The following is a 786-nucleotide window of genomic DNA, read 5'->3' as shown; positions in this document are numbered from 1 at the left end:
TATCAACAGTCTTTAGAGGTAAAATGCTGGCGGCGCTCAATGAATGCGATAGTTCATTCGCGAAGGTAAGCACACCAACCAAATGGTGCGTGTATAGCAAAGCCTGTTTAACGTACAGTGAAAAGCTAGTTAGTTACCTTGCTCGTTATACCCGAAAAGGCGTGATGTCAGAACCGCGATTAGTGTCAGCAACTGAAGAAACAGTGAGCTTTAAATACCGCGATTATGCAGATAACAACCGCGATAAAGTCATGACTCTGAGTTGTGATGAATTTTTACGGCGCTACTTACAACATGTATTGCCCAAAGGGTTTATGCGCATTCGCCACTATGGCTTTTTAGCTAATGCGTGTAGAAAGCGAAAGTTAGCGTTAATAAGGTCTCAGGTATCAATTCCACTCAAACCCGTGAAGCTGAAAGCAAAGGCAGAAAAAGCGCCATTGGTACAGCATTGGCCTTGCCAGTCATGCAAGGTGGGTACCTTACGATTTATTGGTATATCAGAATCGGATATAGTGACGATTAAAACAGAGCGAACGAGTTAGCGGGCTAGCCTGCTAAATAGAATCAATGAGTTAACCTGCTTAATTGTTCAGGCTAGTAGCGGCTTTGCGTGAGAAAAATATCATTGCTTAACGGTTAAATATTAGGTTTAATAGGGACATAATAAATGCTGAGCAACGCAGGGATAGCTTAAATTATAATAGGTAAGCTGATTAAATTAGCTGATTTAGCTAGAGCCTCTAAAAAGCAAATTCCCATAGCATAAACAACACCAACTCTGAT

1 protein-coding gene is annotated in these 786 nt (G+C 41.2%); it reads left to right on the top strand.

Annotated elements, in window-relative coordinates:
• A partial coding sequence (locus H5119_RS19980) for a transposase (RefSeq protein ID WP_182703478.1) occupies positions 1-545 on the top strand: 545 nt, incomplete at its 5' end.
• Positions 546-786: the final 241 nt, after the last annotated feature.

It is taken from the genome of Pseudoalteromonas sp. SG45-5 (genome assembly GCF_014164085.1).
Classification (GTDB): Bacteria; Pseudomonadota; Gammaproteobacteria; order Enterobacterales; family Alteromonadaceae; genus Pseudoalteromonas; species Pseudoalteromonas aliena.
This window is presented reverse-complemented; position numbering and strand designations above follow the sequence as displayed.